This is a genomic window from Vibrio sp. 10N.261.51.A4 (assembly GCF_041471945.1).
Classification (GTDB): domain Bacteria; phylum Pseudomonadota; class Gammaproteobacteria; order Enterobacterales; family Vibrionaceae; genus Vibrio; species Vibrio crassostreae_C.
Map to the genome: position 1 here is coordinate 23,303 of NZ_JBFRPJ010000090.1, position 16,625 is coordinate 39,927.

The following is a 16,625-nucleotide window of genomic DNA, read 5'->3' on the forward strand; positions in this document are numbered from 1 at the left end:
CAAGGGTCTCTCCATGAACATTCGCGTTCTCATCGGTCTTATTGTTACCTTCATTGGCTTGTTTGCGATGGTTTACCTAATTGCTGGCGGCGCTCAGTTTCCTATCTACCAGTGGCCAAAAGAGGCTTATCTCGGTTTGGTGTTCAGCGTGGTGTGGGGGGCTGGTGTCGCAGCGTCTGTAGCGTATTTCTTCTCGGCATTGGTGTTTGTTACTGTCGCCGTGGTTTGTTATGCGATCGGTTATAAAATCGGTGGGCTCTTTTCAAGCAAGTCAGAAGCGTAAAGCTGAAGTTTAAACGTACGCTTTTTGTATTTTCTTTTGGGGTTAACGTTCGCCTTAACCCTCTCTTAACCCCCAGCTCGTTATCTTGTCTCCATTCTTACAGGAGACAAGAAGATGAAATTGAATCTTCCTTTAAAACATTCCCTTATTTCACTTGCTCTAATCGGATTGATGGGTTGCACGACAACCAGTCAGGCCGACTATGTTTCACTCGCTGAGCAAAGCACTAATCAGACACAACAAAGCTTACTCGCAGAGCTGATTCAACAGGCTTCTACTCAACAAGATCTAGACGCAGAGAACGTACAACTTACCGATTTAGTGAATGCACCGGAGCTCGACCTCTATATCGAGCGCGCTCTGCAGAACAGCCCAAGCATCCAACAAAGCATTACAGCACTCAAAATAGCTTATGCGCTGCAAGGTGTAACTTCAGGTGATCGCTTACCAACTGTCGATGCGAGCTTTTCTGGTCAAGCTGACGAAGGCACTGACGGCTCAAGCACGACTGAAACCTACACCACTGATGTCACGGTTGGTTGGGAGCTCGATCTATGGCAGAAGCTTGCAGACACAAACAACGCCGCTTTGAAAGACATTGCGACGTCTCAGGCTAACCTTCAGGGCGCTCAAGATCTTTTGGTCGCGAGTGTGATGAGAGGTTGGCTTGATATCAGTTTGAAGCAACAGCTTGTCGATATCGAATCGCAACGTTTGGTGATTCTAGAAAACAATGAAGAACTTGTTTTAGAACGTTATCGCGCAGGGCTAGGTAGCCTTGAAGATCTAGATAATGCAAAAACGAGCAGCGCATCGACTCAAGCAACCTTAGCTGATTACCGTGAGCAGCTTGCACAAAGCCGACGTGAATTGGTTTTATTAACGGGTCAGTGGAGTGGTGAATCTGATGAGCTATCCCTTGCTGAGCTAGGTTCGTTTCCAACCATCATTAATCCACTAGACAATATGCCGACACAAGATCTAGCAGGTCGCCCCGATCTTCAAGCGGCTTTCTTCAATATCGAAGCAGAAACATTGCGTGCTGACGCGGCGTACAAAGCGATGCTGCCGTCGATCAGCTTATCTGCCAGCCTAACCGATATGGCGGATTCTCCGAGCGAAGCGCTGCTTACCGGACCTTTGTGGAGTGCGCTTGGCCAAGTGTCAGCACCACTGTTTCAAGGTGGCAAGCTAAAAGCACAGGCAGAAATTGCTGACCTAACCACAGAAACCAGCTACTGGGCTTACCAAGAGACACTGCTCAATGCGGTGAATGAAGTGGAAAATGCAATGGGGCAAGAGTCCTCATTAACGCTTCAACAGCAACACCTAACGAACGCCTTGGTAAGCGCACAACGCAGCTTCACTAGCTATGAAGAGAAATACCGTCAGGGTTTGGTCGACATTTTTGATCTACTTACTGTTCAGCAGCAAACCTATGACCTTGAAGCGCAGTTAACACAAACCATTTATAACCGTCTCGTAAACCGAATTGATTTAGGCCTAGCTCTGGGCTTGGGAGTATCTTCATGAAACTGAACACCATCACAATTGCAATCACCTTAGTGGCTGGTTCAAGCATTTTTGCTGCCCTTGCTTACAACGATTCACAAGTGGCTCCTGCTCCTCAAAAGACGAATGAACTAACGGTTTCAGAACCTCAAGCTACGCCTATTCAAACCAAGTCTATTGATACGACGACCTTACCTGCTTCACAACAACAGCAAGTGTCTGTGGTACTTGCCACTCTCGGTGACTACCAAGCAGAAGTGGTGGGTTACGGGGAAGCGAAGTCGCGTTACGAATTGATGTTTTCGACGGAAGTTGGTGGCCGAGTAGAAACGATCAGCTCGCAGTTTGAAACTGGGCAAGTGATTGGCCAAGGTGAAGTGATCGCTAATATCGATTCGACCAGTTACCAACAAGCGGTAACCCAAGCGAAGGCAAATGTGGCTCAAGCTCAACTGGATTTGTTGGAAGAGCAGAGACAAGGCGAACAAGCTAAGTCTGAATGGCAACGCTCTGGTTTGTCTGGCGAGCCGGATTCACCTTTAGTATTACGCGAACCACAACTGGCACAAGTAACAGCAGCCTTGGAGAACGCCAAGCTTGAATTGGTGAAGGCTGAGCAAGACCTCGAAAAAACAACCTTGGTTGCCCCTTTTGATTCGTTGGTCGTGAGCCGTGATGTTCAACCGGGAAGCTACGCACAAACGGGCGCTCAGATAGCCACGTTATACAGCGTTGATGAGGTTGAAGTTTCTGTCCCCCTTTCTGAAAGCCAATGGTTGAGCCTACCCAACAGCGATAACACCCAACTGAAAGAGCAGCCGTGGCCAGTGACTCTATCGAGTTCTGACGGTCAATTCCAATGGCAAGGTTATGTCGAGCGTGTTGAGCAGCACTTACAACAAGATACGCGTCAGCGCTCATTGATCGTGAAAGTCGATAACCCTTTGGAGCAAGAGAAAGATCTTTATCCAGGCACGTTCGTGCAAGCGACGATCTCGGGTAAGCAACTAACTCAATTGTGGGAGCTTCCGGCTTCTGCACTTTCGCAACAAGGTGACCTGTGGTTTGTGGATGACAACGGTCTGCTTTCTAAATCAAACGCGAATGTTGAATTTGAAAAGGGTGGTTTTATTTACATCGATCCTACCAAATTGAACTTGGAAATTGGTGACGGTGTTCAAGTGGTTAAGCGTCCGTTAAGTAGCTTTAAAGCGGGCATGGTCGTTCTGGCTAAGGCGGAGGGGTAGTCATGTCTCATGAGTTGAAACCGAATAACCAAGCGGACAGTAACCAGAAGCCAACTAAACCACACACTGGCGCAATCGCATGGTTCGCGAATAACTCTGTAGCAGCGAATTTGTTGTTAGTGGGCGTGATCATCATAGGCCTGTTATCACTGAACTCATTGCGTAAAGAAGCATTTCCAAGCCTTGAACCCGATGTGGTGACAGTGTCTGTGACCTATGACAGTGGTGACCCTATTCAGGCGGAAGAAGGCCTAGCGATTAAGATTGAAGATGCGTTAGAAACCGTACCGGGCATTAAGCGTATTACGTCAACTTCTGATGCGAATGGTAGCCATGTTTCGATTGAAAAAACGAGCACCTATGATCTTGATACCCTGTTAACTGACGTTAAAACTAAGGTTGATGCGATCAATAACCTGCCTTCTGGCGCTGATAATCCTGTGATTGATAAAGCTCGCATGCAAGATCATGCCTTATGGGTGCAGATCTATGGTGACGCAGACCGAGCAACGCTTCAAAGCTTAGCCGAGCAATTGAAATCAGATCTATTGAGCCAGTCATCAATTCGTGATTTGGAAATCAAGGCTAAGGCTGACCCTATGATCTCAGTTGAGGTTGATGAGAACAAGCTACAGGCATACGGCTTAACACTGACTGACGTTTCTGAAGCGATCAATGCGGAATCTTCTGCGGCTATCTCGACGAGCCTTCGTAATGGCGAAAAAACGGTTCGTTTGAAGGTTTCTGAACAGGCGTATGAGATCCAAGATTTCAACGCGATTCCGGTGATGACGACGACTGATGGTACGCAAATTACCTTGGGTGACATTGCCAACGTTGAAGACATGTTTGCTGATGATACCTTCATGCTTTCTCGTTATAACCAACAGAATGCGATGGCAATTCAGATCGTGATGGATGAATACGGAGACGTCGTCAGCATTGTTGAACAAGCAGAGAAAGTGGTAGAACGCTGGGAAAACAGCAACATGCTGCCGAGCGATGTCGAAATCGAAACTTGGTACGACAAAAGTACCATGATCAAAGACCGCTTAAGCCTATTGATGAAGAACGCGCTCACCGGTATTGCATTGGTGTTCATGGTGTTAGCGGTATTCTTAAACGTGCGTGTCGCTTTCTGGGTAGCAGCTGGCTTACCGTTTGTCTTTTTTGGCACCATGTTCTTCATGACAGATACCTTCATGGGGTTAACCATCAATGAAATGACCACCTTTGGTTTCATTATGGCGCTCGGGATAGTAGTCGATGATGCGGTGGTGGTTGGGGAAAGTATCTATTCCACGCGCAAAGAAGAAGGCGATTCGATAGGCAGTACTATACGAGGCACCATGAAGGTGGCATCACCAACTATATTTGGTGTGTTAACGACAGTTGTTGCCTTCTTAGCGTTAGCGAATGTTGACGGTAAAATGGGGCAAATTTACGCTCAATTCGGCACGGTCGTGATTATCTGTTTGTTGCTGTCTTTAGTTGAGTCTAAGTTCATTCTGCCATCGCACCTTGCTCATATTAATACTAAGCGTAGTGAGAAGAAGGGGCTGTGGGCTCGCGTTCAACATGCTGCCGATACTGGGCTAGGTTGGTTTAATAAGCGTATCTACTGCCCCGTAATTGAATGGGCGTTGAAACTGCGTTATGCGGTAGTGATGGTTTTCTTGTCATTGCTTATTTTAGTTGCTGGGTTACCAATGACGGGGGCGGTTCGTGTAGCGTTCTTCCCTGATATGCCGGGCGATACGGTAACTGCCGATATGTCGATGCAAAACGATGCGAGCTTTGGTCAAACACAACAAAACTTGTTGGTGCTTGAAGCGGCGGCAACCCAAACGGATGAAACTCTGAGAGCGCAATACGGTGCTCAAGATGAAGCATCTGAACTGCTGAGTCTTCAAGTTATCGCGGATGCTGATGACTCTGGTCAAGTTAAAATTGAATTGGACAGCGACAGTGTCTACACATCGAATGAGTTTGCTGATGCTTGGCAAGAGACTGTGGGCCAGATGGAAGGGGTTAAGAAGCTCAAAGTCTTGTCTAAAATGGAGATGGTCGACAACTTCAAAGTAGAATTGAAAGCGTGGAACGAAGAATCAGTGACTGCGGCGGGTAATGAGTTCTTAACCAAGCTGCAAGCGATTGAAGGTGTGAGTGGTATTGACCATAACTTGGATCTTGGTGAGCCTCAGTATCGTTTTGAATTAACACAGCAAGGCCGTGCGTTAGGCTTTGATACTGCAAGTCTTTCACAGCAAGTATTGCAAGCGTTTGGTGGTGATATTGTTCAGCAGTTCCAACGTGGTAAGGATGAGGTAAAAGTTCGAGTGCGCTACCCAGAATCGGATCGCCAAACCATTGCGGATATCAAGCAATCGAGCGTGAGAACCAACGACGGTACCGTGGTGCCTTTGAGCACCGTTGCTGAAGTATATTCTGATTACCAAGTATCAGAGATCACACGTATTGATAGCCAACGAGCGGTGTACATCAGTGCAGTATTAGATAAAGACGTGGTTGCACCTGCTGAGCTTGTTCATCAGTTGCAAGACACATTAGTACCCGATTTAGAAGCGCAATACCCGGGATTAACGGTCGACTTTGCTGGCGAAACGGAAGAACAAGAAGAGACGGCTAGTTCAATGATGAGTATGTTCATACTTGCCATGATAGCGATTTATACGCTGCTTGCTATCCCGCTGAAGTCTTACATTCAACCTGTGATCATCATGACAGCGATTCCATTTGGCATTGTTGGGGCAATCTTAGGGCACTGGTGGAATGACTTAACAATCAGTATCCTATCGTTAAACGGTATCCTTGCGTTGAGCGGTGTGGTGGTGAACGACAGCTTGTTGTTGGTTTCTCGTTTCAACGAGCTAATCAAAGAGAAAGGTAAGTCGGTTCACGATGCGATTGTTGAAGCGTGTTCTGGTCGACTAAGAGCGGTATTACTTACATCGGTCACGACGTTTGCAGGTTTGACGCCACTATTAAGTGAAACGTCTTTACAGGCTCAGTTCCTGATCCCTGCGGCAGCGGCGCTAGGCTACGGTATTTTGTTTGCGACGTTTATTACACTGATTCTAACGCCAGCATTGTTAATGATTCAGTGTGAGATTAAGTCTCTGATTCTTAAAGTCACAAATCGAGTCAAAGGCGTTGAACAAACGGCCTAACAATAGCTAAGCTAATGATATCTAGGCTGATAAATGCCGAGCGAGGCTCAGCAACTTCGGTCTAGGTTCATTACCGAACAAGATATTAAAGATCACTACAAAGCTACACTACAACTAACAATAGAGGTCGTCACGATGGCAGAATCCGTCACCAATAAACTCACAGATAAGCTTCAATTGCTTTTGGTTGAAGACGACCTTGATTTAGCCACTGCTGTTATTGATTACCTCGATTTAGAAGATATCCAGTGCGATCATGCAGCGAATGGTTTAGCTGGACTCAACCTCATCGAAACAAACCGATATGACGCGGTAATTCTCGATCTCAACTTACCTAAAATGAACGGCTTGCAGGTGTGTGAGAATCTCAGAACGCAGGGTATTGATACACCCGTTTTGATGCTGACTGCACGTGATACGCTTGATGATAAGCTGACAGGCTTTTCAAAAGGGGCCGATGATTACCTGGTGAAACCTTTTGCAATGGAAGAGTTGATTGTTCGAGTGCAAGTGTTGGCGAAGCGACGCAGTGGTCAGGTTCGCCGCTTGTCGGTAAGCGATTTGGAAATTGACCTAAAACAGCATCAAGCCTATCGCGATAATTCCCCTTTAAAGCTTTCGCCTACCGCACTCAAAATACTGGAAATCTTGATGCGTTCTAGCCCTAATCCTGTTTCTCGTGAGACCATTATGCAGGGCGTGTGGGGCGACGATCAACCAGACAGTAATAGCTTAAAAGTGCATATCTTCAATCTGCGTAAACAAGTCGATGCTGAACAAGACAATAAGCTGCTGCATACCATTGCGGGTAAAGGTTTTGCGATTAAGGAGTTACGACAAGCATGAAGATCAGACCAAGCTTAAGGATCTACGTTTTATTGGCTATTTTAGTCACAGGCGTGACCACGATTCTGGTTCTTTCTGCCTTGAGCGTAAACTACTTTGTCTCGGGGATGGATATCGCTATGCGTGGCTCTATGATTGCCCAAGCGCAACAAGATGCGGTAAAGCCGGGTAAGCCTATGACCAATCAAGAATTTACGGTGGCGACCCAATGGAGCGACTTGCCACAAAGTATTCAGAACAACCTTAACCAGAACGAACTGCAATTCAACCGCATGACCAAAATAATCATTGGCAAATCTATATTCTCACCTCCCGAGAAAGGCTATTTCGCCATGAAGGTGATGAAAGGTAATGAGGTTCGTTATGTTTCTGCGGTGTTTGCTCAAAAACATGACCCTTTCATTAATGATGAAGGGCTTCCGCACTTTATCACGATTCTTTTGACCGCACTGGGTGCGATCGTACTGTTTTTCGTTATCTTGGTTTTGGTGTTACGTAAGGTGGCATCGCCTGTTGAGCAGCTAAAGAACTGGGCCAAATCGCTAGATAAAGATAACCTCAGTGAACCGACACCTGATTTTCACTTCAGTGAACTGAACACCTTGGCTAACATCATTCGTGATAGTTTGAGTTCGGTTCAAAACAGCTTAGAACGAGAGCAGAAATTTTTGGGTTACGCGAGCCACGAATTACGTACTCCTATTGCGGTCACAAGAACAAATAGTGAATTGCTAGAGAAGTTGATTCAAAAGGGAAAGAGCCCAGAAAAGCAGCTTGAAGTCATTGATCGAATCAAGCGCGCGGGTTTCACCATGACAGATCTGACAGAAACCTTGTTGTGGCTTACCCGACAACAAGACAAAGATCTGCCTCTAGAAAACATACATCTCGGTGAACTGCTGCAACAAATAAACCACGATTTAAGCTATCTATTGAATGGCAAAGCCGTGGCTGTGAATCTTGAACGCGACGACACACAATGTCAGTTGCCAGTCGGACTCACTCGCATAGTGCTGACCAATTTGATTCGCAATGCTTTCCAACACACAGGAAGCGGTACCGTGGGCATCGTTCAGGTAGGCTCGAAAGTCACCATTGTTAATCACAACACTGACGGCACGATAGAAGACAATCATTTGGGCTTTGGTCTAGGGTTAGAGCTCACCGAAAAGCTGCTCGCGCAATATCAATGGCAATACCATAACCAAGAGCTGGCTGGTGGTCGTGAAGTGTGGGTGGATTTCTCGTAATGCACTGGCTCGATCGTTGGAAGGTGTATCGCTATCATCGGAAACAAACTAACCGCTCGAATGGCGACAAGGCTAAAGCTTTAGGTTGGACTAGCGAAGAGAGTCAATTGTGTCGCTTTGAAGTAATCGCTCGTGCGGCGGACTTCGAAAAGAAGAGTGTTTTAGATTTGGGTTGCGGCTATGGCGAGCTGTTTGAACTGCTCGACAGCATCTATCGTATTCAATCTTATACCGGCGTTGACCAACACGCAGGCTTTCTTAAGAAGGCGAAGCAAAACTACACAGAAGATCGTTGTCAGTTTTTGGCGGGTGATATGAGCAAAATGAACCTTGAGGCGCACGACATTGTCATCGCTAGTGGTTCACTGAACTACATCTCTCGTGATTCTGATTATCTGACAAACATGATTACTCGCATGTATGAACTGGCGAATCAGACGGTGATTTTTAATCTTCTCAACTCAAGCCAGTATCCTTCGCGTAATACCTTGATGAGTTATCACCCTCAAGGTGTCTATCGTTTCTGTAAAACGCTCTGCGATGATGTCTCTTTAACGGAGGGCTACGCAGAAGGGGATTTTACGATAGTGATGAACAAAGCCGTGTCAGGAGCTTGATGTCGTCTTTGTTTTTATCTTTACGCAGGTTTTGATATTAACAACTTTTGATACGAGTACTGACGTAGTAAACAGCAAAAAGCCGCAGCCTTGAAGGTATGAGGCTTTTTGGGTTCTATGATGAACCTAGGCTAGGTATGTTGCTAGTTCTTCGGTGGTTGGTTTTTAATGAGTCCGTAAGGGATGTTAGTAAACACCTTAGGGTTGCCTTCATAAGTCGGCGCTTCATTCACTTGCTGCCAATCGAGTAGCATGATTGCTAACACGTTGCGGTGTTCACCGTACTCAAGATCAAAATCACCAGTGATAGAAGGGATCATGCCTTGTTTCTCATCGATTGAAGCTTGAATCGCGAGTCGAGTTTTCTCTAGAACTGGGTCATCTTCTAAACCTGCCAACAAGAAGGTTAATCCAACCTCAGCAATGACATCTTCTTTCGCACGCAGCAGAATCGTATCGATGTTTTCTCTAAAGTAATCGTAGATCCATTGATGGTCTTGTTCGCTTACTTGATGTTGGTAATATTCTGAGTCGCCGAAGATGACGTGTGTCATACCATAGATCTTATTGCCGAATTGCTGGCTTGAGAGTTTTTTGTCTTTATCGTCTGGATACGCTTTTTTGAAGGTATCGACAAACTCATCAACGACATCCTGCTCACCCAGTTGGCGCAACCAGTAAACCTGATTCGCTAATTGAGCGGCCCACGCTTTCACCATGTCTTCATTGGTCACGTATCGTGAGAAGTCATAGCGACGAATGATTTCGCGTAGCTTGGCATCGTTCTTGTGTTCTAAACCGTATTCGTTAGCACGAGCCATAGAGCCTAGAAGGTCAACACCAAGGTAAAGGTATTCAGGCATGTGCTTGGTGATGTTGTAGCGTCGAATACTGCGCTCATCGTTATCACCAATATAAGATGCAACTCGCTTCTCTGAGTAGAGTACGATTTGTTCCATGGTTTGAACGTCATTCGACAGGGTGCTGAGCTTGCTTGCCACTCGAGCCATGTCGCTCCACACCGCCGCTGAATACTTATCGTCTAATGTTTGACGATACATGCGCAGCCCGTAGTGACCTTCTTTGAATGCAGGCAGGGTGTAAAGCTGGCTTTCGTAGGTGGTGCGAATTAGGTCTGCAGATTGCTTGAAAGATTGTTCTTGAGAATTGAGCGAATCTGCTTGGGATTGAACGTTCACTGCGGTTGGCGCTTGAACGTTTTCTTGTGCGTGAACGGCAACCGAGGCTGATAGCAATGTACACAGTGTGATAGTTTTTAACTTCATGTCGTGAGGTACCAAGCTGATTATTAGTCTATGTAAAATAACATTGATGAATCCTTCAATGTAAGCGTGAGTCAATACAATGTAAGCTTTATAAGGTTCACTAACCCTTTTTGATTAAACCATTCGTTTAGTAAAGAAGTTTGAAGTGATGGATCACTCAATATTTGATAGATAGTCGACGTCAGTATGGATTTTTAATGACTTAGCGGCATACTGGGGCAATAAGCCAGAAATGAGCCGTTATAAGGCAGTATATAGAACAATAGTGTTAGAGGTTCGTAAATGCCAAGTGGTTCTAGCAAGCAGTGGTCTGCCAGAGTAGTATCTTTTCTTTTTTTCCTTGCGATAGTAAGCGCAATTGAGTTCTTTCATGCCAAGCAATTAACTTTTCTTAAAAACGAATCGTATTCAGAGGCAAAAAAGCAACTATCCATTATTCGTTCTCGGATTGAAGCCGCGATCGTGTCAGATATGTATATCCTCAATAATTTCCCGACCTTAGTGACCATCAACCCCGATGGTGAGGTGAAAAATTGGGATAAGATTGCTGAGAATATCATTCAAGATGGCTTCCATATTCGACTTATCGGACTCGCCAAAGACGACATTCTAAACTTTGTTTACCCGATGGAAGGTAATGAGCAGATTCTCGGTATTAATTATCGTGATCACCCAAATCAATGGGAGTCTGTTGAGATAGCCCGTAATCTTGGCAACACCTTTATTGCCGGTCCTTTTGAGCTGTTTCAAGGTGGACAAGCCCTCATTGCACGCACTCCGGTCTTCCGAGACCCGCCTTTCAATCAAGATTACTGGGGTGTCTCCAGTGCTGTTATCGGTTTAGATGAGCTGTTTGAAGATGTTGGAATCGGCAAGATAGAGAACAAGTATGAATTAGCAATTCGTGGTGCAAACAGTTCAGGGAAAGATGGCGCTGTCTTTTATGGCACTCAGGATGTGTTCGATAATGCGTTCGCCACTGAACAGGTGAGTTTCCCATACGGGGGTTGGTACCTTGCTCTCTCCGGTAACGAACATGTATTGATGGATGAGCCTTGGTATCGAATCCAAGCGGTAAGGCTGGTAGGCTACTCCATTATATTAGTGTTGGCGTTTGCCTTCTTTACTATTTATCGTCTGTACCGGATTGCAGATAGCCGCTCTATGCATGATGAGCTAACGATGTTACCGAATCGTCGATACTTCATGTATAGCCTCAAGCAGGCCTTCAAAACCACTCAAAAACAGAGAGCGAGAACCTTTGCTGTTGTAAATATCGACCTCGATGGGTTTAAAGCAATCAACGACACTTATGGTCACGCGGCAGGCGATCAGGTATTGATCGAGTGTGCTAACCGCATAAGAAGTGAGCTGCGTGTTTCAGATATCGTTGCAAGGATAGGCGGTGATGAGTTCTTGGTCTTGTTGCCACGCATTATCGATGATCAACACGTATCTTCAATCGTGACTAAACTACGAAAGGCGATATGCTCGGCGCCAGTTGTGTACGAAGCGCACTCTATTTATCTCAGAATCAGTGTGGGTTGGGTTATTCACAATAGTAACTACAATGATGTCGATGCGCTCTTGAAAGCCGCTGATGAAAAAATGTACGAACAGAAGCGACAAGTTATCTAGGTTGAATTTTAGCTGCGATTAGAATTTAGTTGCTGAATGGGGGGAAAAGCCTCAGAATACCGCGCTTTGCTCCGTATCAATGTATTTGATGAGCAAAAGCTGAAGCAACGCACTTTTTAACGTGTTGCTCATACTAAATGTTATTCAACTGAGAAAATAATCTATGAGTTTTACCTCCCTTGGCCTTTCTGAACCGATCCTTAAAGCTATTGAAGCACAAGGTTACGATAAGCCATCACCAATACAAGAGAAAGCCGTGCCAGCTGTCCTAACGGGCAAAGATGTTATGGCCGCTGCTCAAACAGGTACAGGTAAAACTGCAGGCTTCACGCTACCTATTCTTGAAATGTTATCGAAAGGTACTCGCGTACGTCAGAACCAAGTTCGTGCGCTCGTGCTAACGCCAACTCGTGAGCTTGCTGCGCAAGTGAATGGCAGCGTAGTGAAGTACGGTATTAACTTACCGCTGACTTCGACGGTAGTGTTTGGTGGTGTGAAGATTAACCCTCAGATGCAAAAACTGCGTAAAGGTAGTGACGTGTTGGTGGCAACACCTGGTCGTCTACTTGACCTATACAACCAAAATGCAGTGCGTTTTGACCAACTAGAAATCCTAGTGCTAGATGAAGCGGACCGCATGCTAGACATGGGTTTCATCCGCGATATTCGTAAGATCTTAGCTTTCTTGCCTAAGAAGCGTCAGAACCTACTGTTCTCAGCGACGTTCTCTGATGATATCCGCAGCTTAGCGAAAGGCTTGGTGAACAATCCTGTTGAGATTTCAGTAAGCCCTGCAAACTCAACGGCAAAAACGGTTGAGCAAAGCATCTACCCAGTAGACAAAAAGAAAAAGAGCGCAATGCTAGCGAAGCTAATCAAAGATAACGATTGGCAACAAGTGTTGGTGTTCAGCAAGACGAAACACGGTGCGAACAAGCTTGCTCGCTTCCTTGAAGAGCAAGACATCACTGCTGCACCTATCCATGGTAACAAGAGCCAAGGTGCACGTACTAAAGCCTTAGAGAACTTCAAAACAGGTAAGGTACGAGTACTTGTTGCAACTGATATCGCCGCTCGTGGTATCGATATCCCGCAACTGCCTCAAGTAGTTAACTTCGATCTTCCTCATGTATCAGAAGACTATGTACACCGTATCGGTCGTACTGGCCGTGCAGGTGAAGTAGGTAAAGCGATTTCATTGGTTTGTGCTGATGAAGTGTGTGAGCTGTTCGGTATTGAACGCCTGATTCAACAAGTGCTAGAGCGTCGTGAACTGGAAGGTTTCTCTCCAGTAAATAAGTTACCTGAGTCTCGCTTGGATTCACGTCCAATCAAGCCTAAGAAACCGAAGAAAGCAAAACAGCCACGTGAACATGCTGATGGTCAACGCTCTGGTGATAACGCTCGCGGGCACAAGCCAGCAGGTAAGAACAAGCGTCATGTAGCTGGTAATGGTTCGGCTCCAAAGCGTAAGCCGACATCTGGTAAGAAACCTGCTGAAAACAACTCAGCTGCGACAACTGAAGATAAATCAGTAAGAAACAACGGCAGCAACTTTAAACGCGGTAGTGCGGGCAATAAACCTGCTGCAAATAACGCAGGTGCTCAGAACACTCTGAGCAAACCAAGCGGTGCGGGTAAATCTAACGGTACTGGTAAGCCAAACAACGCGGGTAAACCTGCAGGCAAACCTAAGAAGTCTGGTTACGGCGGTAGCTACGGCCCAAGCAAGTCGTCAAATAAGCCGACAAGCAACAAACCTTCTACAAACAAACCGTCTCGAAGCCGTTCTAAGCCAGCTCCTCAGAAGTAATCTTTTCTGAGATATTGAAAGAGCAACGAACATGAGCCGCTTTATAAAAAGGCGTCTCGTGGGTTAAGTTCTTTCTGTCATAGAAATCGAATAAGCGCGAATATTGAATCTCAATGTTCGCGTTTTTTTATGGGCGTTGTTTAGGGTGTTGTTTATGTTGAGTAACCGTATAGCTTGAGTAAGCTAGGGGAGGTTTATTGCTGTTTAAAGTGATTGAATCTAAGGGAAATATGACATTTTTGGGAAGGGTAATGAATCTTTAATTATTCATTAATAATAACATAATCACTAGCGTTTTTGTTGGATTTTGCAATTTGCAATTCCAGTTTGCAAAACAAACAAGGATATCCGGCCAATACGTGTCCAGATGCGTAGTAAATACGTGTTTTAAAAGTTGGCACGCATGCTGCATTAGTAATGGTGACCCTTCTTAAGCCGAGGGTCACCTAGCCAACTGACGTTGTTAGTGAACCTTTTTTGTTCACACAAAATATATGACCAATCATCCTTATTGTGATTGGTTTTTTTTTGCCTGAAATTTAGGTTCTATTTTTTGTTATTACTTTTTTACTCACCACACTTAGAGTAACAGCTTGGTTGGCGTGGGCATTCTCCACCTCTGGAGCAGATAAGCCTCGCCTCTGTCTCAATCCCACGTTCAATCCAATTTATATTTAGAATCTTGGCTATTGTCGTGAGATCTTTTTTGATGTTACGCGGAATTGCCACAGAGCCACCATTGTTAACGCATGACGCTTTAAGCTGCTCTGCTATGTCTCTTGAATTACCGCCTTGAGCATCAATCGCAGGGTTGAGATCTATACCAGCACACAACACACGATTGTTACCCGCAGGATCCGTCATATTGATGGATTCACAACAGTAGATTCTAGGCTCATCTCCGACATTCAAAATGGAGATTTGAGCCGAGCTACCCGCACGGGGCTCAGATAATCGACGGAACACAGCCCAATGTTGACATGGGTCAGCGACCGTTCTCATATTTCCCCAAGGTAGCGGAATCCCGTTCCCGCGATATACCGCCTTGAGTTTCCCCGGCCCATAAGCATCAAAGTAGTGCCAGTGAGGGTAGGGCGATACTACAGTCATTCGACGCATCGCAACAGAGGGGGAAACCCCTGCTCTTTTGTGAACGTCGATTTCGTAACCAGTGCGGTCAAGTAGCTGCCTAAACGGGACTTTCGGGCACAGAAGTGCGCCAGCAAAGAAGCTGGATTCAAAGTCTCGCCATGCTTGAAGAATATCTTGGGAGTTGAGCTGTGAAGAGCCTGATACCTGGTTGTCGTCCCACGTGTTGTTGTTACCGACCGACAACACACTCTTTAGGCCTTCTTTGCTGTGCAGAATGCAATGACCGATATAAACCGAAAGGTCGTATTTCAGACGAGTTGGATACTCTTTAAGAATCTCGTTTAAGAAGATAGTACCGGGAGGCTCAAAGAAGGATGTCACCAACTGCTTAGCGTTAATTCCGAGCTCATCGACTACGTCTTGCGGCGTTCGCGTTACCCAGCGGATGTTGATTCCTAGGCTTCTAGCGATGTCTATCAGGTCTTCTACGCTGAGGTTAAGACGTTTTAAGCCTACTTCTTCCGCAGCGCGCTCAAGGTCAGGGAAGTGGTTCTGGTTGCTCTCTTGGTGTGCTCGAATCAAGAGGTGCGCAAACTGGCGGCCTGAAATGCCCGTTTGTGACAGCATCTCAGGAATCGCAATTTGCAGGATGTCGTTTGAGAATAGGAAGCTCGGCTCGAGCGCCATGCCACTTATCCCACCACGATTCCCCTTATCAGGAGCAATGGCTTGTTGTTCAGATTCGTCGTCGAGGAACCACGTCGGATTCTTCTGAAAGACCTGTGCAATCACTTCCAGCATATCGATGCTCGGAACCCGCTTTCCACGTTCAATCATTGAAAGGTAAGAAACGGAAGGAGCACATTCTGGGTCGATTCTAATACAACGCGCAGACAGGTCTTCCATCGTTAAATGGTTACGTTTTCTTAGGTTACGTATTTTCGTACCTAGGAAATGTGACTGACGAACTAAACTTTTTGACAAGGCCATATTTGTAAAATTCACATTGTAAAATTTTTGTTGTGAAATTGTATGTAAAAAAGCGCTAATCTACAAACTAAGCAATTCACAAAATGACAAATAAATTAAACGTTAGTTTGGAATAATTGCTCTAGGACACATTTTTGCTGTAGAAATCGGTGGTTATCACCGGACTGGTCAAGAGGGAAAGACTATGAATATGCTTACATTCGATAAAACAGAAATCCAAAAACAATCAAAGCCATTTATCGCTGAAGCTGTCTTTGCCGTGGAGACAATCAATGCTAATCAGCAAACTGAAAAGCAAGTGAAAGCAAAGCAGCTGCTTGATCGACTATTCCCACTAGAGAATGGCTCACATCAAGACGTAACCAGCTACGTAGTCGATTACCGCCATATTATGGCTTACTTTAAAGACGGTCAGCACAGCGGTCTGAAGCACCCTAAGCAGTTTGTAGCGTACATGGGTGAGAAGAACGACCCAGACTCTATCTTGTTTCGAGATGGCAGTGGCAGCCACCTAGAGGTGATGTTTGGTTGCCACAAAGGGACAGGTTGTATTGAGCTAGTAGAAATTGATGATATTCAGTTGGAATCATGCACCACGTTTGGCCAATCACCAATGGAAGCAACAACCACAATGCGTGAAGAGACCATTGCAGCGATGCGCCACTGGATCAGTTTGATTCAAGGTGACGCAAAGGGTAAACCAAAGGCATGCAGTGAAGATAAAGAGTTCAGAGCAAAGAGTGGTGAAGACTACTGCTTGAATTATTGCTTCCAGATCTAACGGTGAATCCTAGTTAGCTAAAGTAATTTATACAACTAAAGAAAAAGCCCCGAAGATAATGTCTTTGGGGCTTTCTAGT

At 45.5% G+C, this 16,625-nt stretch carries 12 protein-coding genes; 10 read left to right on the top strand and 2 right to left on the bottom strand.

What is annotated here, in order from left to right; genetic code table 11:
- Positions 1-13: 13 nt before the first annotated feature.
- From AB4384_RS19385 to AB4384_RS19415, 7 genes are all read left to right on the top strand, one after another.
- Entirely contained in the window at positions 14-283 is a 270-nt protein-coding gene (locus tag AB4384_RS19385) for a hypothetical protein (RefSeq protein WP_017060599.1), read from the top strand.
- A 114-nt stretch (positions 284-397) separates the two neighbouring features.
- Entirely contained in the window at positions 398-1,816 is a 1,419-nt protein-coding gene (locus AB4384_RS19390) for a TolC family protein (protein WP_017060600.1), read from the top strand.
- Entirely contained in the window at positions 1,813-3,042 is a 1,230-nt protein-coding gene (locus AB4384_RS19395) for an efflux RND transporter periplasmic adaptor subunit (RefSeq protein ID WP_017060601.1), read from the top strand. The genes AB4384_RS19390 and AB4384_RS19395 overlap by 4 nt, the downstream gene beginning before the upstream one ends.
- A gap of 2 nt (positions 3,043-3,044) precedes the next feature.
- Complete coding sequence (locus tag AB4384_RS19400) at positions 3,045-6,233, top strand: efflux RND transporter permease subunit (protein WP_372129984.1); 3,189 nt, start codon at positions 3,045-3,047, stop codon at positions 6,231-6,233.
- A gap of 135 nt (positions 6,234-6,368) precedes the next feature.
- Positions 6,369-7,079 (top strand): response regulator transcription factor, encoded by a 711-nt coding sequence (locus AB4384_RS19405; protein WP_017070987.1) that lies wholly within the window; start codon positions 6,369-6,371, stop codon positions 7,077-7,079.
- Positions 7,076-8,329 carry a HAMP domain-containing sensor histidine kinase gene (locus AB4384_RS19410; RefSeq protein ID WP_017070986.1) on the top strand — a complete coding sequence of 418 codons (1,254 nt, stop codon included), beginning with the start codon at positions 7,076-7,078 and terminating at the stop codon, positions 8,327-8,329. The genes AB4384_RS19405 and AB4384_RS19410 overlap by 4 nt, the downstream gene beginning before the upstream one ends.
- Positions 8,329-8,946 carry a class I SAM-dependent methyltransferase gene (locus tag AB4384_RS19415; protein ID WP_017064868.1) on the top strand — a complete coding sequence of 206 codons (618 nt, stop codon included), beginning with the start codon at positions 8,329-8,331 and terminating at the stop codon, positions 8,944-8,946. Before AB4384_RS19410 ends, AB4384_RS19415 begins: the two co-directional genes overlap by 1 nt.
- A 143-nt stretch (positions 8,947-9,089) precedes the next feature.
- Here the strand turns inward: AB4384_RS19415 and AB4384_RS19420 are convergent, their stop codons facing one another.
- Positions 9,090-10,232 carry a DUF3541 domain-containing protein gene (locus tag AB4384_RS19420; protein ID WP_017060606.1) on the bottom strand — a complete coding sequence of 381 codons (1,143 nt, stop codon included), beginning with the start codon at positions 10,230-10,232 and terminating at the stop codon, positions 9,090-9,092.
- A gap of 282 nt (positions 10,233-10,514) precedes the next feature.
- Here AB4384_RS19420 and AB4384_RS19425 point away from each other — a divergent pair, with 282 nt between their 5' ends.
- Complete coding sequence (locus AB4384_RS19425) at positions 10,515-11,870, top strand: diguanylate cyclase (RefSeq protein ID WP_372129985.1); 1,356 nt, start codon at positions 10,515-10,517, stop codon at positions 11,868-11,870.
- 163 nt (positions 11,871-12,033) lie between these two features.
- Positions 12,034-13,683, top strand: a complete 1,650-nt coding sequence (locus AB4384_RS19430) for a DEAD/DEAH box helicase (protein ID WP_372129986.1) — start codon at positions 12,034-12,036, stop codon at positions 13,681-13,683.
- A 567-nt stretch (positions 13,684-14,250) separates the two neighbouring features.
- Here AB4384_RS19430 and AB4384_RS19435 read toward each other — a convergent pair.
- Positions 14,251-15,780 carry a DUF3612 domain-containing protein gene (locus AB4384_RS19435; protein ID WP_081090203.1) on the bottom strand — a complete coding sequence of 510 codons (1,530 nt, stop codon included), beginning with the start codon at positions 15,778-15,780 and terminating at the stop codon, positions 14,251-14,253.
- A 169-nt stretch (positions 15,781-15,949) separates the two neighbouring features.
- Here AB4384_RS19435 and AB4384_RS19440 point away from each other — a divergent pair, with 169 nt between their 5' ends.
- Positions 15,950-16,546 (top strand): malate synthase, encoded by a 597-nt coding sequence (locus AB4384_RS19440; protein ID WP_017060610.1) that lies wholly within the window; start codon positions 15,950-15,952, stop codon positions 16,544-16,546.
- Positions 16,547-16,625: the final 79 nt, after the last annotated feature.